This window comes from Ruegeria sp. CDSB029 (genome assembly GCF_059611125.1).
Genome location: NZ_JBXWOX010000001.1, coordinates 367404 through 389565, shown reverse-complemented (window position 1 = coordinate 389565; position 22162 = coordinate 367404). Strand labels below are relative to the sequence as shown.

Annotated in this window: 20 protein-coding genes; 6 read left to right on the top strand and 14 right to left on the bottom strand. The window is 56.8% G+C overall.

Features of this window, described 5'->3' with window-relative positions; genetic code table 11:
* Positions 1-28: 28 nt before the first annotated feature.
* The 4 genes from purQ to purC form a co-directional block, all read right to left on the bottom strand.
* Positions 29-697, bottom strand: coding sequence for a phosphoribosylformylglycinamidine synthase subunit PurQ (purQ, locus tag AC2FI8_RS01900; protein ID WP_496722696.1), 669 nt, complete (start codon positions 695-697; stop codon positions 29-31).
* A gap of 23 nt (positions 698-720) precedes the next feature.
* On the bottom strand, positions 721-951 hold the full coding sequence (gene purS, locus AC2FI8_RS01895) for a phosphoribosylformylglycinamidine synthase subunit PurS (protein ID WP_109311572.1): 231 nt from the start codon (positions 949-951) through the stop codon (positions 721-723).
* Between the two features lie 118 nt (positions 952-1069).
* Positions 1070-1738, bottom strand: coding sequence for a MarC family protein (locus AC2FI8_RS01890; RefSeq protein WP_496722693.1), 669 nt, complete (start codon positions 1736-1738; stop codon positions 1070-1072).
* A 138-nt stretch (positions 1739-1876) separates the two neighbouring features.
* Complete coding sequence (purC, locus tag AC2FI8_RS01885) at positions 1877-2632, bottom strand: phosphoribosylaminoimidazolesuccinocarboxamide synthase (RefSeq protein WP_058271542.1); 756 nt, start codon at positions 2630-2632, stop codon at positions 1877-1879.
* A 187-nt stretch (positions 2633-2819) separates the two neighbouring features.
* Here purC and AC2FI8_RS01880 point away from each other — a divergent pair, with 187 nt between their 5' ends.
* Together AC2FI8_RS01880 and bmt are read left to right on the top strand one after the other, a co-directional pair.
* On the top strand, positions 2820-3137 hold the full coding sequence (locus tag AC2FI8_RS01880; RefSeq protein WP_496765068.1) for a DUF1476 domain-containing protein: 318 nt from the start codon (positions 2820-2822) through the stop codon (positions 3135-3137).
* A 117-nt stretch (positions 3138-3254) separates the two neighbouring features.
* Positions 3255-4271, top strand: coding sequence for a betaine--homocysteine S-methyltransferase (gene bmt, locus AC2FI8_RS01875; protein WP_496765071.1), 1017 nt, complete (start codon positions 3255-3257; stop codon positions 4269-4271).
* Between the two features lie 5 nt (positions 4272-4276).
* On the opposite strand, the gene AC2FI8_RS01870 is transcribed toward bmt, so the two are convergent.
* From AC2FI8_RS01870 to AC2FI8_RS01825, 10 genes are all read right to left on the bottom strand, one after another.
* Positions 4277-5053 (bottom strand): enoyl-CoA hydratase-related protein, encoded by a 777-nt coding sequence (locus AC2FI8_RS01870; protein ID WP_496776743.1) that lies wholly within the window; start codon positions 5051-5053, stop codon positions 4277-4279.
* A 75-nt stretch (positions 5054-5128) separates the two neighbouring features.
* The gene (locus tag AC2FI8_RS01865) at positions 5129-5584 is read right to left on the bottom strand and encodes a cytochrome c-type biogenesis protein (protein WP_058271538.1); all 456 of its coding nucleotides are present in this window, start codon (positions 5582-5584) and stop codon (positions 5129-5131) included.
* Positions 5581-7545, bottom strand: coding sequence for a heme lyase CcmF/NrfE family subunit (locus tag AC2FI8_RS01860; protein WP_496776909.1), 1965 nt, complete (start codon positions 7543-7545; stop codon positions 5581-5583). The genes AC2FI8_RS01865 and AC2FI8_RS01860 overlap by 4 nt, the downstream gene beginning before the upstream one ends.
* Positions 7546-7619: 74 nt before the next feature.
* Complete coding sequence (locus AC2FI8_RS01855) at positions 7620-8198, bottom strand: holin family protein (protein ID WP_496765075.1); 579 nt, start codon at positions 8196-8198, stop codon at positions 7620-7622.
* A complete protein-coding gene (locus AC2FI8_RS01850) occupies positions 8189-8800 on the bottom strand; it encodes a holin-associated N-acetylmuramidase (RefSeq protein ID WP_496765078.1) in 612 nt (203 codons plus the stop codon). Before AC2FI8_RS01850 ends, AC2FI8_RS01855 begins: the two co-directional genes overlap by 10 nt.
* Before the next feature lie 123 nt (positions 8801-8923).
* Entirely contained in the window at positions 8924-9370 is a 447-nt protein-coding gene (ccmE, locus tag AC2FI8_RS01845; RefSeq protein ID WP_496739927.1) for a cytochrome c maturation protein CcmE, read from the bottom strand.
* Between the two features lie 7 nt (positions 9371-9377).
* Complete coding sequence (gene argC / locus AC2FI8_RS01840; RefSeq protein WP_496776741.1) at positions 9378-10406, bottom strand: N-acetyl-gamma-glutamyl-phosphate reductase; 1029 nt, start codon at positions 10404-10406, stop codon at positions 9378-9380.
* A 94-nt stretch (positions 10407-10500) separates the two neighbouring features.
* The gene (gene murI, locus AC2FI8_RS01835; protein WP_496739925.1) at positions 10501-11310 is read right to left on the bottom strand and encodes a glutamate racemase; all 810 of its coding nucleotides are present in this window, start codon (positions 11308-11310) and stop codon (positions 10501-10503) included.
* 8 nt (positions 11311-11318) lie between these two features.
* Positions 11319-12197 (bottom strand): lysophospholipid acyltransferase family protein, encoded by an 879-nt coding sequence (locus AC2FI8_RS01830; protein WP_496765084.1) that lies wholly within the window; start codon positions 12195-12197, stop codon positions 11319-11321.
* Between the two features lie 80 nt (positions 12198-12277).
* Positions 12278-15697: an indolepyruvate ferredoxin oxidoreductase family protein gene (locus AC2FI8_RS01825; RefSeq protein ID WP_496776739.1), complete on the bottom strand. Its 3420-nt coding sequence runs from the start codon at positions 15695-15697 to the stop codon at positions 12278-12280.
* Positions 15698-15868: 171 nt separating this feature from the next.
* Here AC2FI8_RS01825 and AC2FI8_RS01820 point away from each other — a divergent pair, with 171 nt between their 5' ends.
* From AC2FI8_RS01820 to AC2FI8_RS01805, 4 genes are all read left to right on the top strand, one after another.
* A complete protein-coding gene (locus AC2FI8_RS01820) occupies positions 15869-16774 on the top strand; it encodes a LysR family transcriptional regulator (RefSeq protein ID WP_058271530.1) in 906 nt (301 codons plus the stop codon).
* 277 nt (positions 16775-17051) lie between these two features.
* Complete coding sequence (locus AC2FI8_RS01815) at positions 17052-19298, top strand: mechanosensitive ion channel family protein (protein WP_496776735.1); 2247 nt, start codon at positions 17052-17054, stop codon at positions 19296-19298.
* Positions 19299-19487: 189 nt separating this feature from the next.
* Entirely contained in the window at positions 19488-21647 is a 2160-nt protein-coding gene (gene purL, locus AC2FI8_RS01810; protein WP_496776734.1) for a phosphoribosylformylglycinamidine synthase subunit PurL, read from the top strand.
* A 136-nt stretch (positions 21648-21783) separates the two neighbouring features.
* Entirely contained in the window at positions 21784-22020 is a 237-nt protein-coding gene (locus tag AC2FI8_RS01805) for a BolA/IbaG family iron-sulfur metabolism protein (RefSeq protein WP_170412908.1), read from the top strand.
* Positions 22021-22162 lie beyond the last annotated feature (142 nt).

Genomic DNA, 22162 nt, shown 5'->3' with positions numbered 1-22162 from the left:
GTTACGCGGGCTGGATCATAACCTCAAGTCACGCTGGGGCAAGAACACCAGACAATGCGCGGAACAATGCCGTTCCGTCCGTTCCACCATGGCCGTCATCCGCCGCACGTTCAGGGTGTGGCATCATTCCCAGCACCCGGCGATTTTCAGACAGAATACCGGCGATATCCCCGACCGAGCCGTTCGGATTCTCGGTATAGGTGAACGCGACCCGATCCTGATCCTGCAGTTTGGCCAGTGTGGCGTCATCCGCAAAATAGTTACCGTCATGGTGCGCGATTGGAATACCGATCACATCGCCCGCATTGTAACCTTCGGTGAACGCGCTGTCGCTGGTTTCCACCTTCAGACCGACCGTGCGGCAAATGTATTTCAAACCGGCATTGCGCAGCAAAGCGCCCGGCAGGATGCCGGTTTCAGTCAATATCTGAAACCCGTTGCAGACACCAATGGCATAACCGCCACGTTTGGTATGTTCGACCACGGCTTTGCAGATCGGTGACTGCGCAGCAATGGCGCCGCAGCGCAGGTAATCGCCGTAGGAAAAGCCACCCGGAACGCCGACGATATCCACACCTTCAGGCAGCGCGGCGTCCTTGTGCCAGACCATATCGACCTCAAAACCTGCCTGTTCGAAAGCGACGGCAAGATCCCGGTCACAGTTTGAGCCTGGGAATACGATGACAGCTGCGCGCATGGCGGGGCCTCCGGGGATAAGGTTCAGACCAGTTCGATTTCGTAGCGTTCGATGACCGTGTTGGCCAACAGCTTTTCGCACATCTCGGTGATGTCCGCCTCGGTCGCGCCTTCGGCCAGCTCAAGATCGATCACCTTGCCCTGCCGCACGCCTTCGACCTGATCAAAGCCCATGGCACCCAATGCGTGACGCACCGCCTCACCCTGCGGGTCGAGGACCCCGTTTTTGAGCATCACATGCACACGTGCTTTCATTCTCGCAACTCCAGCTGAGGGCCGATATTGTCGGCCCGTTCCGTTGCGCGGGGGATAACGTGCTGAAAGGCGTTCGACAACCCTTCTTGAAGTGGGCAGATGACCGCACTTATGCCCGCTACCCGCCACCCCCGGAAATCAGACCAGGATAGTGCGCGTCAATTGCATTGAACGTGCCTGTCAAAACCATCTCGATTGCGACCGCCACAAGTATGAGAGCCATGACACGCGTGATGACATTAATCATCGTCATCCCCAATAAGCGCGAGATCGGATCGGCGAACAACAAGCCTAAGCCAACGATCAAACAAGCGATTACGATTGCCGTGCCAAGCGTCACCACTTCGGCACCATCGCTAAGCGTATGAGAGTAGACGATTGTTATCGCAATAGTGCCGGGCCCAATAGTCAACGGAATTGCAAGCGGTACAACGGCGATGTTTTCTTTTTTCTTATGCCCCTCCTCCACAGCTTGCTGATCCCCTTGTGGCCTGTCCGACGCGTTCAGCATCGACATACCAATACCGAAGATGATCAGACCCCCGGCAATACGGAACGAGGGTATGTCGATCCCGAACACAGCCAGGATCTCTTCTCCGATCACAACCGCTATCAGACCGATAATAATCACCGTACCCGTCACGATAAACGCTACCCGCCGGCGTTCGGGGGCCGAATACCCTTTCGTCATGCTAAGAAAAATCGGGATGCCGTAGAGCGGGTTGAAAATCGCCAGAAGGGCTGCAAGGAACTTTAGAAAAACTGCCTGATCAAACAATTCGGCCATGTATAGCGCTACTCTCGTTTTCCTATTTGCCCGACAATGCCGGACAACCGGCAATCCTGTCAAACCGCCAGATACAAAGAAAAAAGCACCGCTTTGAGTATAGCAGTGCTTTTGATAAAATCCGGTTCGCCCGTGTGATCAGTTGATCAGCGTGGGCTTAGCGACGTTGCTTTTCGGCAATACGCCCAGCCGGCGTGCAACTTCGGAATATGCGTCCGTCAGGCTACCCAGATCGCGGCGGAATACGTCTTTGTCCAGCTTTTGACCGGTTTCGATATCCCACAGGCGGCAACTGTCGGGGCTGATTTCATCAGCCACGATCAAACGCTGGAAATCCCCGTCGTAAACGCGACCGATCTCGATCTTGAAATCGACCAGACGAATGCCGACAGCCAGCATCATGCCGCTCATAAAGTCATTGACGCGCAGCGCGAGGCTCAGGATATCGTCCATGTCCTGTTGGCTGGCCCAGCCAAAAGCGGCGATATGTTCCTCGGTGACCAGCGGATCACCCAACGCGTCGTCTTTGTAGCAATACTCGACAATCGGGCGCGGCAGTTGCGTCCCTTCGGCAATGCCCAAACGTTTTGACATTGTTCCCGCCGCATAGTTGCGAACGATGATTTCAAGCGGAACAATCTCGCAATTGCGCACCAATTGCTCACGCATGTTCAGGCGACGGATGAAGTGGGTCGGAACACCAATCTGGTTGAGGCCAGTCATGAAGAACTCGCTCAGACGGTTGTTCAACACGCCCTTTCCGTCGATGACATCTTTCTTTTCCGCATTGAACGCGGTGGCATCATCCTTGAAATACTGGACAATGGTGCCGGGTTCCGGGCCTTCATACAGAATTTTGGCCTTACCTTCGTAGATCTTTTTGCGACGCGCCATGAGCGACCTTTCCAGTCCGGGGCGAGGGAATGAGTCCCTTCGCGTTGGCGCCCTCATAGTCCAAGCCCCCCTTTCCCGCAAGTTCAGCGGACCGAGAGGCTTTGACGCAGCGCAATTCCCTTGCACAGGCGCTCAGCTATAGTCATATCATCAATAAAGAAGATGTAATCTATGAGGTCCGCAACCAATGACCACTTTTGACGAACGCGAAAACGCTTTTGAGGCTAAATTCGCCCATGACGAAGAAATGCAGTTCAAAGCACAGGCGCGCTGCAACAGATTGCTAGGTCTCTGGGCCGCAGAAAAGATGGGCAAGTCCGGCGAGGACGCCGAAGCCTATGCCAAAACCGTAGTAATCGCCGATTTCGAAGAGGCCGGGCACGAAGATGTCGTGCGCAAGGTCGCCGGAGATTTGGGCGCGTTGTCGTCCGATGAGGAAATCCGCGCAAAAATGGCCGAGCTATTGCCTGAAGCCAAAGCGCAGGTCCTGAGCGAAACCGAATAAAAAAACACTCGGCTCATGATCTTCATGAGTTTTATGAATTTGATTTGATGCCCCGGTCATGAGACACGGGGCGTCTGAATTTTTAACGGCCCTATTCGGCTATTTGGGAATACCCCCATGACAAATGCGCTCAATAAACTTCTGGAAACAAATGATGCTTTGCTGGCCGATGGTGCCACAGGCACAAACTTGTTCAATATGGGCCTGCAATCAGGTGACGCGCCCGAACTGTGGAATGTCGAAGCACCGGACAAAATCCGCGCTTTGTACCAGGGTTCGGTTGACGCAGGCAGCGACCTGTTTCTGACCAACACCTTTGGCGGCACATCCGCGCGCCTGAAACTGCACGACGCCCAGAACCGGGTTGGTGAGTTGAACCGGATCGGGGCCGAACTGGGCCGTGAAGTGGCGGACAAATCCGGGCGCACCATTGTTGTTGCAGGCTCTGTTGGTCCGACCGGTGAGATCATGGAACCTATTGGCAGCCTGTCCCATGCCGGCGCCGTTGAGATGTTTCACGAGCAAGCCGAAGCGCTGAAAGAAGGTGGTGCGGACGTTCTATGGGTCGAAACCATCAGCGCACCAGAGGAATTCAAAGCAGCGGCGGAAGCTTTTGCGCTGGCCGACATGCCCTGGTGTGGCACCATGAGCTTTGACACTGCCGGACGTACCATGATGGGTGTAACGTCGGCCGATCTGGCCCAACTGGTCGAAACCCTGCCTAATCCGCCAATCGCATTTGGGGCCAACTGCGGCACCGGTGCGTCAGACATCCTGCGTACTGTGCTTGGATTTGCGGCTCAGGGAACGGAACGTCCGGTGATTTCCAAAGGCAACGCGGGTATCCCGAAATATGTCGATGGCCATATCCACTATGACGGCACGCCTGAATTGATGGGGCAGTACGCCGCGATGGCACGGGATGCGGGTGCCACGATCATCGGCGGGTGCTGTGGCACCATGCCAGATCACCTGCGCAAAATGCGTGAGGCACTGGATACAACCAGCCGCGGGACACGTCCGACGCTGGATCAGATCACGGATGCTTTGGGCCCGTTCTCTTCAGCTTCGGACGGTACCGGAGACGATGCGGCAGTGCCCGAACGGCGCAATCGCCGCCGGCGTCGCGCTTAAACTGTTCAACGCCCCTCGAATTTCGGGGGGCGTTTTTCCATGAAGGCTACTACCCCTTCGGCAAAGTCGCGCGAACGGCCACAGTAGCCCTGCAAATGCGCCTCCATCTCCAGTTGCTGCGGCAGAGTGTTGTCGTAAGTTCCGCGGATTGCCTGTTTGATCGCGCCAAACGCGGTGGTCGGTCCGTTTGCCAGATAGGCAGCTCGCTTGCGCCAATGCGCGTCGAAATCGTCGTCAGCCACCGCTTCCCAGATCATGCCCCATTCGTCCGCTTGTCTGGCACTGACTTTGTCGGCAAACAGTGCCGCCCCCATGGCTTTGGCGAACCCCATCTGTCGTGGCAGGAACCATGTGCCGCCCGCATCTGGCATCAAGCCGATACGGGAAAACGCCTGCAGGAAATACGCGCTTTCAGTCGCAATCACCACATCTGCGCTGAGCGCAATGTTCGCCCCGGCCCCGGCTGCTGGTCCATTGACGGCTGCGATGGTTGGGACCGGACAGTTGTAGATGGATTCCAGCATGGGATCATATTCGTCGCGCAGTGTGCGTTCCAGATCAATCCGGCCAGTGCTGGAAGAATCGCCCAGATCCTGACCTGAGCAGAAGGCGCCCCCTGCCCCTGTCAGCACGATTGCCCGCGCATGCCGGGCCGCATGTGTCATCGCATGGGTGACCTCGGCCCGCATCTGTGCGGTCAGCGCGTTCATCTTGTCGGGCCGGTTCAGGGTTACCACTGCCAGATTGTCAGTGATATCCAGCAGTATAGCCTCATAGTCCATGTAGTGCTCTCCCCATGCTCACGGCATTAGGGAACCCTGACTCAATTCAAGACGAAGGGAAAGAAATACGGTGGGTCAGTCGTCAAGAATCTGGCGCAGGCGTTCTTTCTCAGCTTCGCTGAGGCCGTCCTTGACTTCCGTGCCCACCGCCTGAGATCGGTTGCGTAAAAAACTCCAGCCTATCACGGCGGCGATCAACAACATGATCGGACCGGCCAGCCATAGCATCAGGTTCGCCCCCGTAACCGTAGGCTTTAACAGAACGTATTCACCGTAACGATCCACGATAAAATCGACCGCTTCCTCATCGGTATCGCCCGCGACCAGCCGTTCGCGCAGCAGCAGGCGCAGGTCGCGAGCAAGTTCGGCATTGCTTTCGTCGATGCTTTCATTGCGGCAGACAAGGCAGCGCAGGCCGGTGCTCAGGTCACGCGCGCGTTGCTCCAGGACCGGATCCTCCAGTACCTCGTCTGGCTGCACCGCAAACAAGGGCGATGCGATCAGGGCGAAAATCAGGATCAGACGCTTCATTCCGCCGGTACTCCGCCCGAGGGTGCTTTGCGCGCACCCGCTGCCACCCGGAACCTGCGGTCAGTTAAGCTCAGAAGCCCGCCCAATGCCATCAGGATACATCCGCCCCAGATCCAGTTGGCCAGAGGTTTGATGTAAGTCCGCATGACCCAACCACCATCGGCTTGCTGGTCCCCTATCACGACATACAGGTCGCCCCAAAAGCGATAGTCGATCGCCGCCTCGGTAGTAGGCATCCGGGCAACGGGGTAATTGCGTTTCTCGGGATGCAGCGTGCCCATAGACCGCCCGCTCTTTTCAACCTGAACATCAGCAGTGGTTGAAAAATAGTTCGGCCCTTGCACGTCGCGGACATTTTCAAGCGTCAGTGTGAACTGCCCAACTTCAAACGGCTGACCGGGCTGCGCAACGCGGATATCTTCAACCTCCCACGCGGTCAGACCGGCAATGGCAAAGATGGTCACGCCAAGACCGGTATGAGCCACCGCTTTACCCCAGTCTGCGCCCGGCAAGCGGACCAGACGTTGGATACTGCCTTTGCGACCGGTGCGGCTCCACAAATCAACGGCCGCACCTAAAGTGATCCAGGCCCCAAGAAACAGTCCGATCGGCCCAAGGGCGCTGCGTCCGGTCTGCATAACCCAGACCAACAGGGCCAACGCGACCGACAAGATGAACACATAGCGCAGGGAATAGGCCGTCTTGCCCAATTTGCCTCGCTTCCATGGCAACATGGACCCTATTGGCAACGCGATACCTAGGGCGACCATAAAGGGCGTGAAGGCCGCATTGAAGAATGGCGCGCCGACCGAGAGCTTACGGTCGAACGCCATCTCTGCCACCATCGGCCACATCGTTCCGAAGAATACCACGAAACAGCTGACCGCCAGCAGGATGTTATTTAGAATCAACGCGCTTTCGCGGCTAACCACGCTGAACACACCCTTTGCCTCCATCGCTTGCGCGCGGGCCGCGAACAGGGTCAGTGCGCCACCGATGAAGAGCACCAGAATGATCAGGATAAAGACGCCGCGTTCCGGGTCATTTGCAAAGGCATGCACAGAAGTCAGCAAGCCCGACCGCACGATGAATGTCCCGATCAGCGAGAAGCCGAATGCGATGATCGCCAAAAGGATGGTCCAGCTTTTCAACGCTTCGCGTTTTTCCACGACGATGGCGGAATGCAACAGCGCGGCGGCCAAAAGCCATGGCATGAACGAGGCGTTTTCCACCGGGTCCCAGAACCAGAAACCGCCCCAACCCAGCTCGTAATAGGCCCACCATGATCCCAGAGCGATGCCAATGGTCAGGAATATCCACGCGGCAAGGGTCCACGGACGCACCCAGCGGCCCCATGCGGCATCAACGCGCCCTTCGATCAGGGCGGCGACGGCAAAGCTGAAGGCCATGCTAAGCCCCACATAACCCAGATACAGGAACGGCGGATGGAAGGCCAAGCCGGGATCCTGCAACAACGGGTTCAGATCACGACCATCGAACGGGGCGACAATCAGCCGGTCAAACGGGTTCGATGTGAACAGGATGAACGCGAAAAAGGCGACCGCAATCATCGATTGAACCGATAGAACGCGCGCTTTCAATGTCGGTGGCAAGCCACCCCCAAAAAAAGCAGCCATCGCTCCGAACAATGACACGATAAGAACCCACAACAGCATCGAGCCCTCGTGGTTTCCCCATGTCCCGCTGATCTTGTACAGCATCGGCTTGGCCGAATGGCTGTTCTCGACGACCACACGCAGGGAAAAGTCCGAAGTCACGAACGCCCAGACCAAGGCTCCGAACGAGAAAGAAACCAGCAAGAACTGGACGATTGCGGCGGGTTCCGCGACCCCCATCCAGCCGACCCAGCGTTTGGCTGCGCCGATCAAGGGAACGATCGACTGCACGATTGCGACGAGGAAGGCGAGGATCAGGGCGAAATGGCCAAGTTCTGTAATCATGCCCCAGATATAATCCTGTTGCGTGACCAGCACCAATCACTTTCGCCCCCTTGCCGCGAACATAGTGTCGCGGGTCAGCCGGTCCTTTTGCGCCGCCATGTCTCTAACGCAAGGTTTTCGTCAGGTTTTATTACGGCTGCTGTTAGTGCCGCGTCGGGGCCGGATTTGGCCACGCCCACGCCGTCGCTACGCATCTCAGCCAGCGCCTTTAGGCTTTCAAGCACCTGCGGAGTGCGCATCATGGTGGCCGAAATTTCGCGTTGCAATTCTTGCACCTTGGCCTGATGCCGCGCGCCGAAATAGAAGGACACGATCACCCCCAGCAACCACCACAACGGCTCGGGTACCAGGGCGATCCCCTGCATACGCGCCGAAAACCAGATCGGATCGACCATCGCCGCCACAAAAAGACCAAGCGTTCCCAGTGCCATCGCGGGCCTGGGCAGGCGGTTAAGACCGTCGATAAACCGATCAAACGGAGCTTTTCCAGAGCCCTGAAATTCTGCCCCGAACTGACTGACAGCCTGCCGTCGAATCTGCAAACCCCTCTCGGCGCCGCTTTCTGCATTTTCCCGAAAGACCTCGGCGGTTTCTCGTATGATGTTGCGCTCGTTTCCAAACAGAAAAGCCAAAATACCCGAGATCAATCCCATCGTGAAACCCTCTTTTGAAACTCTGTGTCCGTCAGGTGATAGGAGGGTGAAACAAACTCTTCCGCCCGCCGGATCCAGCCTCCTTTACCGCCCGCCCTACTGCGCGCGAATTTCCGGGACGCGGGCCTTCGATCCGCAAGACGGAAGTAATAGTTGCGGCGTGCAACCCCATAGGCATCTGCAAAGGTAACCGGGTCAGACTTGGCCGCGCTTCGGCATGCCCGAGCTGTCTGTGGCCCAACAACCCCGTCCACCACCACGTCGAAACCCATTTCGCGCAACAATCGCTGCAGAATGCGGACTGCCTGCGCACCAGCATTGACATACATGTCGAACACCGAGGGTTGGACTATCTGAGGCAACAGTCTCAGGCGCGGAAGCTCAAAATAATGTCGGACGAAAATATCAATGGCCTGCGCTTTGCTGAGCCTTCGAACATCCGTCCGGTCCACCACTCCATCACCGGACAAATCCAGACCCAGACGCCGCATGGTATGAACGGTCACACCATAGTTTGTCGCGCCGCCCGGATCATCCCGGTCATCTACGAACCCACCCTCACGCCCCACGATCTCAATCGCAATTTGCCGAACCGTCTGCATCGGACCCTCCGCCTGTGATTGCGTAAAGGCTCGGGCAAATTAGTTAACCCGTGGCAATGAAAAAGGGCGCTGTGTGCCATGTGCACGCAACGCCCCTGTTTGAAGTTAGGTATCAGGCCCGGATCAGCCTCCGTCGACCTCTTTATAGACACCCTGTTCCTTCAGGGCATCGACGACCTCTTTCGGCATATAGGTTTCATCGTGTTTGGCAAGAATTTCAGTGGCTTCGAAAACGCCGTTTACGTAAGATCCGGTGCCGATCATCCCCTGATTCTCCGAGAACAGGTCCGGCAGAACTCCAGTGAATGCCACTGGAACGCTTTCGCCGCCATCGGTTACAACAAATCGCACTGTCTCTCCCTGCCCACGCACAATCGAGCCCTCTTCGACCAGTCCGCCAATCCGAAACACTTCGGTCGGCTTCGGGGGCTCGGCGATCACCTCGCTGGGCGAACGGAAGAAATTGATGCCATCCCGCATGGCATACCCAATCAACGCCGTCGACAGCGCCAATGCGACAGCGGCCAAAACAATGACCTGAATACGACGACGTTTCTTGAGCGTTTTCATACCGTCCTCACGGGAACAAGGGGGCCATCATCAGGCCCCGGGTTTCATCCTCACCTAACATCAGGTTGGCGTTCTGCAAGGCTTGCCCGCTGCTACCTTTTGTCAGGTTATCCAATGCTCCGATCACTATGGCCCGGCGTTCGATCCGGTCGGCGACCACGCCGATATGGCAGAAGTTCGATCCCCGCACATGGTGGGTCGAAGGCGCCTCACCAAAAGGCAGCATCTGGATAAAGGGTTCGTCTTCATAAGCCTTGGCCAATGTCTCGTACACGCTGGCCGGATCGCCCTTGACGTATGTTGTCGCCAGAATACCGCGGTTGGCCGGGATCAGATGTGGCGTAAACTGAACGTGCACTGTGCGCCCGGCGAGCGCCGAGAATTCCTGATCGAACTCACCCAAATGGCGGTGCGTGCCGCCAATCGCGTAGGCGTTGTATCCTTCGCTCAACTCTGCATGCAGCAAGTTTTCCTTAAGCGACCGCCCTGCCCCTGACACCGCACATTTCAGGTCCAAAACAATGTCATCCAGATCAATGACGCCGGTCGAAATCAGCGGGCGCAGCACGTACTGACCAGTCGCCGCATTGCAGCCGGTTCCGGCTACAAGGCGCGCATTGCGGATCTCATCCCGATAGAACTCAGTCAGGCCATAGACGGCCTCTTCCTGTTGCTCTAAGGCCGTATGAGGGTTCCCGTACCACTTTTCGTATTCGTCCGGATCACGCAGCCGGAAATCAGCGGACAGGTCCACGATTTTAAGTGTCTTGGGCAGGTCGCGAATGACCTCCTGGCTGGTTTTGTGCGGCAAGGCACAGAAACAAAGGTCGACTTTCGAGAAATCGATTTCGGAGATTTTGCACAGATCCGGCAAGTCCATGTGCCGCAGATGCGGAAAGACCTGCGCCATCGACAGACCGGCCTTTCGCTCGGCGGCCAGCGCGACGATGTCCATATTCGGGTGTTCGGCGATCAGCCGCACCAGTTCAGCGCCGGTATAACCAGATGCGCCCAGAATTGCGATTCTATGGGTCATGTGAGACCTCTTGTTTCAGTGTGACACGGGATACGATCGCCGGTGTGACGGTCGTTGAACTACGGGATCAAACAGGCTGCGTCCTTGACCTAAGTCAGGCGGCCTGAAAGGTGATTTGTCGTCGGAGGAATTGCGTCGCCCTGTCGCTGACAAACGCGGGCTTGCCGGTGGTCAGAAAGCCACCGTCGCCGTCACCCTGCATTCTCGGATGCCGTTGCAAGTAATCCGCTAGGCTTTCGGCGACCAAATCACCCTGACTGTACACCTGAACATCCGGCCCAAGAGCCCGCTGGAAGGTTTCGGCCATCAGCGGGTAATGGGTGCAACCCAGAATCGCCGCCTGCGGTTCGGGCATCTTGCGTTTCAGCGCATCCACATGCGACCGAACCAACGCTTCAGCGAGGATCATGTCACCGTCTTCGATGGCATCCACGACACCTCCACAGGCCTGCGCCTCGACATCGACACCGATGGCTCGAAACGCCAGTTCCCGCTGAAAGGCCCGACTGGACACTGTGGCAGGCGTCGCAAACAGGGCCACGTGCTTGACCGCAACCTCACGAGGCGGACTGTTATCGCCCCACTGCCGTTCCGTCAGCGCCTCAATAAGCGGAACAAACACGCCAAGCACGCGCTTGCCTTCGGGCACACCCTCTTCCTGCATCCGGCGCAATGCGGCCGCGCTGGCGGTATTGCAAGCCAGAATCACAAGATCACAACCACGGTTCCACAGATCGTTCACGGCTCTGCGTGTCAGGTCATAGATATTTTCAGCGTCCCGCACGCCATAGGGCGCGTGTGCGCTGTCCGCGAAATATAGAAAATCTACGTCGGGCAGACGTTTCTGCGCGGCGTTCAGGACGGTCAGACCGCCCAATCCGGAATCAAAGATGCCTACTGCCATTTGCCCCTTTAGGCGCGATGCCGTTCCTCAAATTCATAGCCGTAGTCATAAGACTTCAGCGGCTTTGGGGACAGCTCATACGTGGCTTTGCGCAAGAAATCCATCATCTTGCGTTTGTCGGTGGCTAACGGGTCCAAAACGTCGCGGGAAATCGGCTCACCGATGACCACTTTTACCGGCGTATCGACGCGCTTTTTGAACTCTTTGATCAGCAACCCCATGCGCAAAGTGTTGTGCAGATGGCTGGCAATCTGGAACAGGCGCGAGGTGTGACCGTCAAAGAAAACGGGCACTACGGTAGCCTCGGATTTGGCCACCATCCTTGCAGTAAACCCACGCCACCCCGGATCCATCGGATGTGAGAACGGCTTTACGCCCGTGCTCACCGTGCCACCCGGAAATATCCCAATGGCACCGCCATCACCCAGATAGTTCAGCGCGGTTTTCCGGGTTTCAATATTCTGCTTCATCGCCTCTTTCGTTTCTTCAAACGATATAGGCAAGACAATGTTGTCCAAGTCTTCGGCCTTGCGAAACACGTGGTTCGCCAGAATGCGAAAATCTCCGCGCGTTTCGGACAAGATATGCCCCATCATCATCCCGTCCAGAATACCATATGGATGGTTGGCAATCAGGATCAGTGGCCCGGTTTTGGGAATGTTGGACAAAGACCCGCTGACCACGTCCAGCGTAAGCCCGTACCTCTCAACCATGACCGACCAGAAATCACGCCCGTCGGCCACTTCTTTTTCATACCCGTCTGCACGCTTAATCAGGCGCATGCGACCCGTTGTGTTCTCCATCAACTTAATAACCATACGCCCGCCTTTGGTTTCGGCGGAATAGGCATAAGAGATGTCACGAGCAACGTGGCGGCGCGAGGGCATTTCGAACTCCGATACTTAGCACCTGCTAGATAGTACCAAGTAACATTTTTGCCTAGCTATCGTGACAGGCTTGTGACGGATTATTCGGCCGCCGCTTGCATTTCTGGACCGCCATTTCGAATGGTCGCCAACAGTTCTTCGCGCCTTTTTGCGGCCTTAGCCTCGTTTTCAAGTAGAACCGGGCCAAAACCCTTGATCTCTAGTGGCAACTTGGCCAAAGCAACAACCGCATCCTTGGTTTGTGGTGTAACCAAGGGCGTTATCTCTTTGAGATCATGTTCATATTGCCGGATCAAGGCGCGCTCCATCCGTCTCTCGGTGCTGTAGCCAAAGATATCCCATGGAGTACCACGCAGGCCTTTCAACCTGGAAAGCAACTTCAACGGACCCAACATCCACTCTCCGAATGCCCGCTTGCGTGGCCGGCCTTCTGCATCCTTCCCACCCAATATCGGTGGCGCAAGGTGCAGGGTCATCTTGAAGTCGCCGTCAAACTCGGCCTCTGCCTGTTCGCGACTGCGAAGCAACAGACGCGCAACTTCGTATTCATCCTTGTAAGACAATAGCTTATGATACCCTCTTGCGACGGCCTCTTTGACGGTTTCATCCTCGAAGCTATCGACAAGCTTACGATAACGCTTTGCCAGACGGGCGCCTTGGTAGTCGGTCAGGTGCTGCGCACGGAATTCAATCAGCTGTTCCAGAGTTTTTGGCAGCTCGGTCACCTGAGGGTTCAAAATCGCGGTGACATCTTCCGGATGCAGAACTGCCCAACGGCCAATATCAAAGGCGCGTTTGTTGCGCTCAACCGCGGTCCCGTTCAACTCGATCGCCTGTAACATCGCTTCATGGCTGATCGGTAACAAACCACGCTGCCAGGCCGCTCCCAAGACCATCATGTTGGAGTAAATCGAGTCGCCCATCACCGCGCGTGCCAGATCGGTGGCGTCGAACAGCGACAGACCCTCTTTCAACCGCGCCTGCAGCGCAAGCTCTAGTCGATCGCCGGGGATTTGGAAGTTGGTGTCGCGGGTAAAGTCGCCCGTGACGGTTTCATGGCTGTTTACCACGGCACCAGTTTGTCCGGTGCGAGTCAGTCCAAGCGTTTTGGCCCCAGCGGACACAACAAGGTCGCCCCCAATCAGCGCATGTGCCTCGCCCGTGGCCACACGAATGGCACTGATGTCCTCGGGCCGGTTGGCCAGACGGCAATGTATGTGCACCGCGCCGCCTTTTTGGGCCAGACCCGCCATCTCCATCATCCCGGCGCCCTTGCCGTCGATCTGAGCTGCTTGCGCCATCACAGCGCCCAGAGTGACCACGCCAGTCCCGCCAATGCCAGTAATGACAACGTTATGTGTACCGTTGATCGTCGGCAGAACGGGCATCGGCAAGTCCGGCAAATCGATCTCGGTCGTGGCCTCTTTGCGGATCTTGGCCCCTTCCAATGTCACGAAAGACGGGCAAAACCCTTTCAGGCAAGAGAAATCCTTGTTGCAGCTGGACTGGTCGATAGCGCGCTTGCGCCCCAACTCGGTCTCTTTCGGAACGATCGAGACGCAGTTCGACTGAACCCCGCAATCGCCGCACCCCTCACAGATGTCCGAGTTGATGAACACGCGCTTGTCTGGATCCGGGAACGTACCCCGCTTGCGACGGCGACGCTTTTCTGCCGCGCAGGTCTGAACGTAGACGATGACCGAAACGCCTTCGATCTCGCGGAATTTCTTCTGCACGTTCATCAGCTCGGCGCGTTCAAAGGTTTCCACGCCAGACGGCATTGCCTTGAAGTTCACGTCTTCTTTTTCATCGTAAACCACGGCCACATGCTGAACGCCCATGGCCTTGACCTCGGCCACGATCCGCTCTGCGCTCAGATCACCTTCGTTATCCTGCCCGCCCGTCATGGCGACGGCATCATTGAACAGGATTTTGAAGGTGATGTTGGTTCCTGCCGACAGCGCCGCTCGGATCGATTGAACGCCCGAGTGGTTGTATGTCCCGTCACCTAGGTTCTGAAACACGTGATCGGTCGTCGAGAACGGCGCTTCGCCGATCCAGTTCGCACCCTCTCCGCCCATCTGGGTGAACCCGGTGGTTTCCCGATCCATCCACTGCACCATGTAGTGACAGCCGATCCCCGCATAGGCCCGGCTGCCGTCGGGCAGTTTGGTCGAACTGTTATGTGGGCAGCCCGAGCAGAAATACGGCAAACGCGTTGCAATCTCTTCTGCATTATCCGCCCGGCGCGCCTCGGATAGCTTGGCCATTCCAGCGCGCACCCCGTCAGTATCGCGCCCTTCCTCAATCAGGATATCGCCCAGTTTTTCGGCGATCATGATCGGATCCAGCGCGCCGCGTGTCGGGAACAGTTCTTCACGATGCAAGGTACCGGCCCCGCCCTTGTACCAGCCGTAGACGCGACGCCCGCGGCGGTCGTCAAAGATGGCCTCTTTGACCTGAACCTCGATCAGCTTTCGTTTTTCTTCAACGATTACAATCAGGTCCAATCCTTCGGCCCAGTCATGGAAACCCGCCATATCCAGCGGGAATGTCTGACCAATCTTGTAAGTCGTAATGCCCAGGCGCTCGGCCTCGGCCTCATCAATATTCAGCAATGACATGGCGTGCGTCAGGTCCAGCCAATTCTTGCCGGCCGCTACAAACCCGATTTTCGCGCCCGGTTTGCCCCAGACGCGCTTGTCCATCTTGTTGGCATGCGAGAACGTCTCGGCCGCGAAACGCTTATAGTCAATGACCCGCCCTTCCTGTAGGTGCGGTGTATCACCCAACCGAATGTTCAAACCGCCTTCGGGCATGTCGAATTCGGGAACCACCACGTTCATGCGATCCGGGCTGCCATCCACGACCGAGGTAACCTCGATCGTGTCTTTCATCGTCTTCAGGCCGACCCAGACGCCTGCAAACCGGCTGAGTGCGAACCCGTAGATGCCATAGTCCAAGATTTCCTGCACACCAGCGGGACTGACCACAGGCATATACATGTCGACCAACGACCACTCGGATTGATGCAACACGGTCGAGCTTTCGCCGGTATGGTCGTCACCCATGGCCATCAGAACGCCGCCATGTTTGGCGGTTCCGGCCATGTTCGCGTGACGCATCACGTCGCCGGAACGGTCCACGCCCGGCCCCTTGCCGTACCAAAGTCCAAAGACGCCGTCGAACTTGCCGTCGCCGCGCAGGCCGGCCTGCTGACTGCCCCACAATGCCGTGGCCGCCAGATCTTCGTTCAGCCCGAACTGAAAGGTCACATCGCTTTCAGCCAGATGTTTCTGGGCTCGCATCATCTGTTGATCTACAGCCCCAAGGGGCGAGCCGCGGTATCCGGTCACAAGACCTGCGGTATTCAGACCCGCCTCATTGTCCCGTGCCTTCTGCATCAACATAAGACGCACCAGCGCCTGTGTGCCGTTCAAAAGAACGGGGTTTTTCTCAAGATCGAACCGGTCGTTTAGCGATATTTGTGGCTGACTCATCGGACGCCTCCCCTCGTCAGATCAGTGTGCTTCATTCATACGCATTTTAGGTCAAAAAAGCTGACCTGTATAGGACCTACCAGTCTGTTATTGTAACGTTTCAACAGTTTGAATGTAGAACTTGTTACCTATTTCATATAGGGCTTCGGAAGGATAACGAAAGTTGCGGCGATGGATTGGGACAAGTTAAGGATATTTCACGCGGTTGCGGATGCGGGCAGCCTGACTCATGCGGGGGACAAGCTGAATCTGTCCCAATCCGCGGTCAGCCGGCAGATCCGCGCGCTTGAAGAATCGCTTGATTCGACACTTTTTCACCGCCACGCCCGGGGACTGATTCTAACCGAACAGGGTGAGCTGCTGTTCGACGCGACATCGGCCATGTCGAAACGCCTGGATGCTGCCGCTGCCCGCATTCGCGACAGCGAAGAAGAAGTGTTCGGAGTTCTGCGCGTCACCACCACGTTTGGCTTTGGCACACTCTGGCTAGCACCACGCCTTCCGAAACTATACGAGCAATACCCCGATCTAAATATCGACCTGATGCTGGAAGAGCGTGTTCTCGACCTGCCGATGCGCGAGGCCGATGTCGCCATCCGCATGAAAGAACCCAGCCAAGCCGATCTGGTTCGAAAACGCCTGATGACCGTGCAAATGCAGCTTTATGCTACGCCGGAATACCTGGAAGAACGCGGCAGCCCAGAAAGTCCCGAAGACATCTCGAAACACAGGTTGATCTGCCAGACACCCTCGGCCCCGCAGGTCGGCGCAAGCGCAATGATGGTCCGGCACCTGATGACCTATAATCCGACCTCGCTGTTGACGGTGAACAACTATTTTGGTGTTTTGCAGGGTGTATTGCACAACCTCGGCATCGGTGTGTTGCCGGATTACGTGACCCATGACTTTCCGCATCTGCAGTCGATCCTGTCGGATATCGAAACCGCCGATGTCCCGGTTTATCTCGCCTACCCCGAGGAACTGCGCCATTCCAAACGCGTCGCGGCATTCCGCGACTTTGTTCAGGATGAGATCATTGCGCAGCGCAAGCAGTTGAAGCAGATGGGAAAACTGTAGCTATGCACCAGTGGCATAGCGGCAATGACCTACGATCAGTCTATAAAACCTTGATAGTACACAATCCGCCCCCTAAATGAGCAATCGAAGGCGATGATGCTGTAACGCTCATCATCTTCACCTCCCTGTTGGACTACGGCCGAGCTTAGTGCTCGGCCTTTTTTTTGCCCGCAACACTAAATTCATATCTGAAATGGGTGAAACATCTGGGAAAATCCTGCACTTAAGCCTATGATCACGAAAAAATCATTAAGACTTATGGTCGAGGACAGATTCGATGTTTCACTTCACTCGCCTGTTAATGGCGTTCCTCTCTATTGCGCTATTATCTGGGCCAGCACTTGCCCAGGTCACTAGTACCTCTAGTGCACCGGCTACCGTCACAATTCCCGAGGATCTGACGCCCGAACAAGTCGATGACATGGTCGCACGTATGTCCGACGACCAGGTCCGCGCGATCTTGCTGGAGCGTCTGGACGCAGTTGCGGAAAAAAACGCCGCCGAAGCGGAAGAGCGCGAAGACCCAATTACGGAAATCAATGAGATCTGGGCCGAAATGGTGGCGTCGTGGACACAGGTTATCGTCACGGTCCCGAACATCTTCAGTGCGCAAGCCGACGCTTTCAAAAACTTTTCGGCAACCTTTGGTACAACCGGTGCGTTTACCCTGTTGGGCCTGATCCTCAGCGTACTTGTCGTCGGCTTCCTCGCGGAAAAGCTGTTCGAATTCCTTACTCGGCGGTGGCACGAACATGCTGAAGTTGGGGATGAAAATGACCTTTGGGGCGCCGTCAGGTATCTGTTTCGCCGTTTTTGCCGCGAGATCGCAGGATTGGTCGTGTTCTATGTCGTCATCCGCGCGGTCGGGCGTGGCCTTCTGACTCCGGAACAAATCACCTACGCGGCACCCTTCGTTTTTTATCTGATCTGGATTCCGCGCTTGGGCGCAGCGGCCTCGCGGTTCGTACTTGCACCAAGCAAACCTCACTATCGGCTGGTGAATATCGATGATCACTGGGCGAAATACCTACACCGCAACCTGATCGGTCTGCTTATTTTGGTCGGTTTCACGCTGTTCCTGCTTCATTTCAACAGGCTGAACGGCATTACCAGCGGCGAAACACGCATTGGTTTCTGGCTGAACGCAGCGATCCATATCTATATCGGCGTCATCGCCTGGACCGCGCGCGAAGGCCTGTCTCAGATGATGTTGGGTACCGACCCTGATCATTCCAAATTTGATGAGGAAGTCGCCCACTACTACCCCTACTTCGCAATCGGCGTGTCGGCGGTAATCTGGCTGCTGGTCGAGTTTATCGTGGCGCAACGCAATCCTTCGTCCTTGGCGCTGCTGGTCAAGGGGGCGCATTTCACCACCATGGCATGGCTGCTGATCGCACCTGCGTTGGATACGCTGATACGTGGGCTGGTTCGCCATCTGCAACCGCCGATGCTCGGCGAAGGACCGGTGGCCGAGCGCGCATACAAGTCCACTAAACGCAGCTATATCCGGATTGGTCGGGTTTTGGCCGGCATTCTTGTCATCCTGATGATTGCCCGGGCATGGGATCTCGACCTCAGTGAAATCGCGGGTGGTGGGGATGAATCCGGTAGCAAGGTCATCCAGTTCTTCATCATCATTGCTGTTGGCTACATCCTGAACGAGGTCGTTTCGCTTTGGATCAACCGTCGGCTTGCGAAAGAGCAAACTGCGGTTGAACAAAGTGCCGATCAAGAAGCGGGCGAAGGCGGCGGTTCCGGTGGATCACGTCTGGCGACGGTTCTGCCCCTGCTACGTGTGACCGCTCAGGTCGCGATTGCGGTGATCTTTGTCCTGCTCGCGCTTGGCGCGCTGGGTCTGGATATCACGCCGCTGCTTGCTGGTGCCGGTATTCTTGGCCTGGCCATCGGCTTTGGTGCGCAAAAGCTTGTTTCGGACATTGTCGGCGGAATCTTCTTCCTGATCGACGATGCGTTCCGGGTTGGTGAATATGTTGATATCGGCGGCACCATGGGAACGGTCGAAAAGATCTCGATCCGCTCGATGCAATTGCGCCACCACCGCGGTCTGGTTCACACCATCCCCTATGGTGAGATTCAGAAGATCACCAACTTCAGCCGCGACTGGGTCATCATGAAGCTGAAATTCACCGTGCCCTTCGATACCGATCCGAACAAGGTGAAGAAAATCTTCAAGAAGATCGGTGCCGAGATGATGGAGGATGAAGTTCACAAGGACGGATTCCTGCAGCCCTTCAAATCTCAGGGCGTGTTCGACTTTGACGATGTCGGCATGATCATCCGCGGCAAGTTCATGGCCAAACCGGGTAAGCAGTTCACCCTGCGCAAGGAGATCTTCAACCGGGTCAAGGCCGCCTTTAAGGAAAATGGCATCGACTTTGCCCGTCGCGAAGTTCGTGTCGCCATCCCGGGACTGGATGAAGCTGAAAACCTGACCGAAGAACAAAAAGCAGCAGTTGGCGCTGCGGCTGCAGATGCGTCCAAGGCGCAAAACCCGGCCTAGCGGCATCGGTTCAGCCGCTGATTGGACAGTGACTGACACCCTCATTTTCAAAACAACAGACGGAACCGGCCCAATCGCCGGTTCCGTTTTTTACTTTCACAATTGGCCTGCGCTGACTTGACCCTTTCCACAGACGGCACCTTGCCCTAAAAGGCCCGCAATCCCGGCCAACCTGGACAAGGACAAACGATGCAAGAGCCCGCCATCACCCCGGATCTGATTGCCGCACACGGGCTGAAGCCCGACGAATACGATATGATCCTCGAAATCATCGGGCGCGAGCCGACTTTTACCGAACTCGGCATCTTTTCGGCCATGTGGAACGAACATTGTTCCTACAAATCGTCCAAGAAATGGCTGCGCACCTTGCCCACCTCCGGGCCTCAGGTGATCTGCGGACCGGGCGAAAACGCAGGTGTGGTCGATATTGGCGACGGGCAGGCAGTAGTTTTCAAAATGGAAAGCCACAACCACCCTTCATACATCGAACCCTATCAGGGCGCGGCCACGGGTGTTGGCGGCATCTTGCGTGATGTCTTCACCATGGGCGCGCGCCCTATCGCATCCATGAACGCGCTATCCTTTGGTGAGCCGGGCCACCACAAAACCCGCCAACTGGTCAATGGTGTGGTCGAAGGCATCGGCGGCTACGGCAACTGTTTCGGAGTACCATGTGTTGGCGGTGAAGTTCGTTTCCACCCAGCCTATAACGGCAACTGTCTTGTAAACGCCTTTGCCGCCGGATTGGCCGACAGCGACAAGATTTTCTACTCGGCAGCCTCCGGTGTGGGAATGCCGGTCGTCTATCTGGGCGCCAAGACCGGTCGTGACGGTGTTGGTGGCGCGACTATGGCCTCGGCCGAATTCGACGACACCATCGAGGAAAAACGTCCCACTGTTCAGGTTGGAGACCCGTTCACCGAAAAGCGCCTGATGGAAGCCACGCTTGAGCTGATGCAGACTGGTGCCGTGATTTCGATCCAGGATATGGGTGCCGCAGGTCTGACCTGTTCTGCTGTTGAAATGGGCGACAAAGGCGGTCTGGGCGTACGTCTGGACCTCGAGAACGTGCCCCAACGCGAAGAAAATATGACCGCTTATGAGATGATGCTGTCTGAATCTCAGGAACGCATGCTGATGGTCCTCAAGCCCGAGCTTGAAGCCGAAGCCCGCGCCGTGTTCGAAAAATGGGACCTGGACTTCGCCATCGTCGGCGAAACCATCGCCGAAGACCGCTTCCTGATCCTTCACAACGGCGAAGTCAAAGCCGATCTGGTCCTGTCCAAGCTGTCCTCGACGGCGCCGGAATACGACCGCCCGTGGGAGGCTACGCCGGAAGCCGAAGAACTGACTGAAGTCCCGCAAATCGACCCGATCGACGGTCTGCGCGCCTTGCTCGCTTCTCCAAACTATGCAGGCAAGCAGTGGGTTTATGAGCAGTACGACACCATGGTCATGGCCGACACCGCCCGAACCCCAGGTCTGGGCGCAGGCATGGTCCGCGTGCACGGCACTGACAAGGCACTTGCCTTCACCAGCGACGTAACCCCACGCTATGTCCGCGCCAACCCTGTTGAGGGCGGCAAGCAGGCTGTGGCCGAGGCCTACCGCAACCTGACCGCCGTTGGAGCCAACCCATTGGCGACCACCGATAACCTGAACTTCGGCAACCCCGAAAAGCCCGAGATCATGGGCCAGTTCGTCGGCGCGATCCAGGGCATCGGCGAAGCCGTAGCCGCGCTGGATATGCCGATCGTGTCGGGCAACGTCTCACTGTACAACGAAACCGATGGCCAGGCGATCCTGCCGACCCCGACCATTGGCGCAGTAGGTTTGCTGAACCACACGGACGAGATCATCGGCAACGAGGTTCGCGAGGGCCATGTCGCGCTAGTCATCGGCGAGACAAACGGCCATCTTGGCCAATCCGCCCTGCTGGCCGAAGTGTTCAACCGCGAAGACGGCGACGCGCCGCATGTTGATCTGGATGCCGAAAAACGCAACGGCGAGTTCATCCGGGCCAACCGCGAGATGATCAAGGCCTGCACCGATCTAGGTGACGGTGGCCTGGCGCTGGCAGCCTTTGAGCTGGCGGAATCCGCAGGCGTCGGCGTTCACCTCGATGAAGCCTCGACCGAGTTCCTGTTCGGCGAGGATCAGGCCCGTTATCTGGTCGCGTGCAACTTTGATCAGGCCGAGGCGCTGATGATCGCTGCTGGTCAGGCAGGCGTTCCTCTGGTGTCCGTAGGTCGGTTCACTGGCGATAGCATTCGGGTTGGCAACTCTGAGGCCGCGTTAGAGGATCTGGCTACCACGTTCCGCACCAGCTTTGCTGAGGCCGTCGCATAACACCGAAGCAATCTTTGCAAAATGAAACCTGCGCCTGCCCCGGCGCAGGTTTTGTCGTTTCAGGTTCCCTATCCTCCTCTTGCACGCCCCGTCCGGGCGCTCTACATCTTGAGAAAGACCTTCAGGAGAAACCTACATGCCGATGAGCGCCCACGAAATCGAAGCCCTACTGCGTGAAACCTTTCCGGATGCGGAAATTCAGGTTGGCGGCAGCGATGGCGTGCATATGTCCGCAATGGTCGTGGACGAAAGCTTTCGCGGGAAAAACCGGGTGCAACAACAGCGCGCAGTCTATGCCGCCCTGAAGGGCAAGATGGACGGCTCGGACGGAGAGCTGCACGCTCTGGCGCTCACGACGAAAGTGCCTGAATGACGTTTACTGCTTGGGTATATACTGTTTCCGGGGTGTTTACGTTCATCGGAATTGTACTCATCATCAAATCGACGTTTGGCAAAACGCGCTATTCAACCAAACGTGGAACAACACCCAATCAGAACGCTACACTGGTTGCGTC

What these genes read in the sequence shown, in the direction of transcription:
- purQ (WP_496722696.1), bottom strand. Translation starts at nt 697, where the DNA reads ATGCGCGCAGCTGTCATCGTATTCCCAGGCTCAAACTGTGACCGGGAT.
- purS (WP_109311572.1), bottom strand. Translation starts at nt 951, where the DNA reads ATGAAAGCACGTGTGCATGTGATGCTCAAAAACGGGGTCCTCGACCCG.
- AC2FI8_RS01890 (WP_496722693.1), bottom strand. Translation starts at nt 1,738, where the DNA reads ATGGCCGAATTGTTTGATCAGGCAGTTTTTCTAAAGTTCCTTGCAGCC.
- purC (WP_058271542.1), bottom strand. Translation starts at nt 2,632, where the DNA reads ATGGCGCGTCGCAAAAAGATCTACGAAGGTAAGGCCAAAATTCTGTAT.
- AC2FI8_RS01880 (WP_496765068.1), top strand. Translation starts at nt 2,820, where the DNA reads ATGACCACTTTTGACGAACGCGAAAACGCTTTTGAGGCTAAATTCGCC.
- bmt (WP_496765071.1), top strand. Translation starts at nt 3,255, where the DNA reads ATGACAAATGCGCTCAATAAACTTCTGGAAACAAATGATGCTTTGCTG.
- AC2FI8_RS01870 (WP_496776743.1), bottom strand. Translation starts at nt 5,053, where the DNA reads ATGGACTATGAGGCTATACTGCTGGATATCACTGACAATCTGGCAGTG.
- AC2FI8_RS01865 (WP_058271538.1), bottom strand. Translation starts at nt 5,584, where the DNA reads ATGAAGCGTCTGATCCTGATTTTCGCCCTGATCGCATCGCCCTTGTTT.
- AC2FI8_RS01860 (WP_496776909.1), bottom strand. Translation starts at nt 7,545, where the DNA reads ATGATTACAGAACTTGGCCATTTCGCCCTGATCCTCGCCTTCCTCGTC.
- AC2FI8_RS01855 (WP_496765075.1), bottom strand. Translation starts at nt 8,198, where the DNA reads ATGGGATTGATCTCGGGTATTTTGGCTTTTCTGTTTGGAAACGAGCGC.
- AC2FI8_RS01850 (WP_496765078.1), bottom strand. Translation starts at nt 8,800, where the DNA reads ATGCAGACGGTTCGGCAAATTGCGATTGAGATCGTGGGGCGTGAGGGT.
- ccmE (WP_496739927.1), bottom strand. Translation starts at nt 9,370, where the DNA reads ATGAAAACGCTCAAGAAACGTCGTCGTATTCAGGTCATTGTTTTGGCC.
- argC (WP_496776741.1), bottom strand. Translation starts at nt 10,406, where the DNA reads ATGACCCATAGAATCGCAATTCTGGGCGCATCTGGTTATACCGGCGCT.
- murI (WP_496739925.1), bottom strand. Translation starts at nt 11,310, where the DNA reads ATGGCAGTAGGCATCTTTGATTCCGGATTGGGCGGTCTGACCGTCCTG.
- AC2FI8_RS01830 (WP_496765084.1), bottom strand. Translation starts at nt 12,197, where the DNA reads ATGCCCTCGCGCCGCCACGTTGCTCGTGACATCTCTTATGCCTATTCC.
- AC2FI8_RS01825 (WP_496776739.1), bottom strand. Translation starts at nt 15,697, where the DNA reads ATGAGTCAGCCACAAATATCGCTAAACGACCGGTTCGATCTTGAGAAA.
- AC2FI8_RS01820 (WP_058271530.1), top strand. Translation starts at nt 15,869, where the DNA reads ATGGATTGGGACAAGTTAAGGATATTTCACGCGGTTGCGGATGCGGGC.
- AC2FI8_RS01815 (WP_496776735.1), top strand. Translation starts at nt 17,052, where the DNA reads ATGTTTCACTTCACTCGCCTGTTAATGGCGTTCCTCTCTATTGCGCTA.
- purL (WP_496776734.1), top strand. Translation starts at nt 19,488, where the DNA reads ATGCAAGAGCCCGCCATCACCCCGGATCTGATTGCCGCACACGGGCTG.
- AC2FI8_RS01805 (WP_170412908.1), top strand. Translation starts at nt 21,784, where the DNA reads ATGCCGATGAGCGCCCACGAAATCGAAGCCCTACTGCGTGAAACCTTT.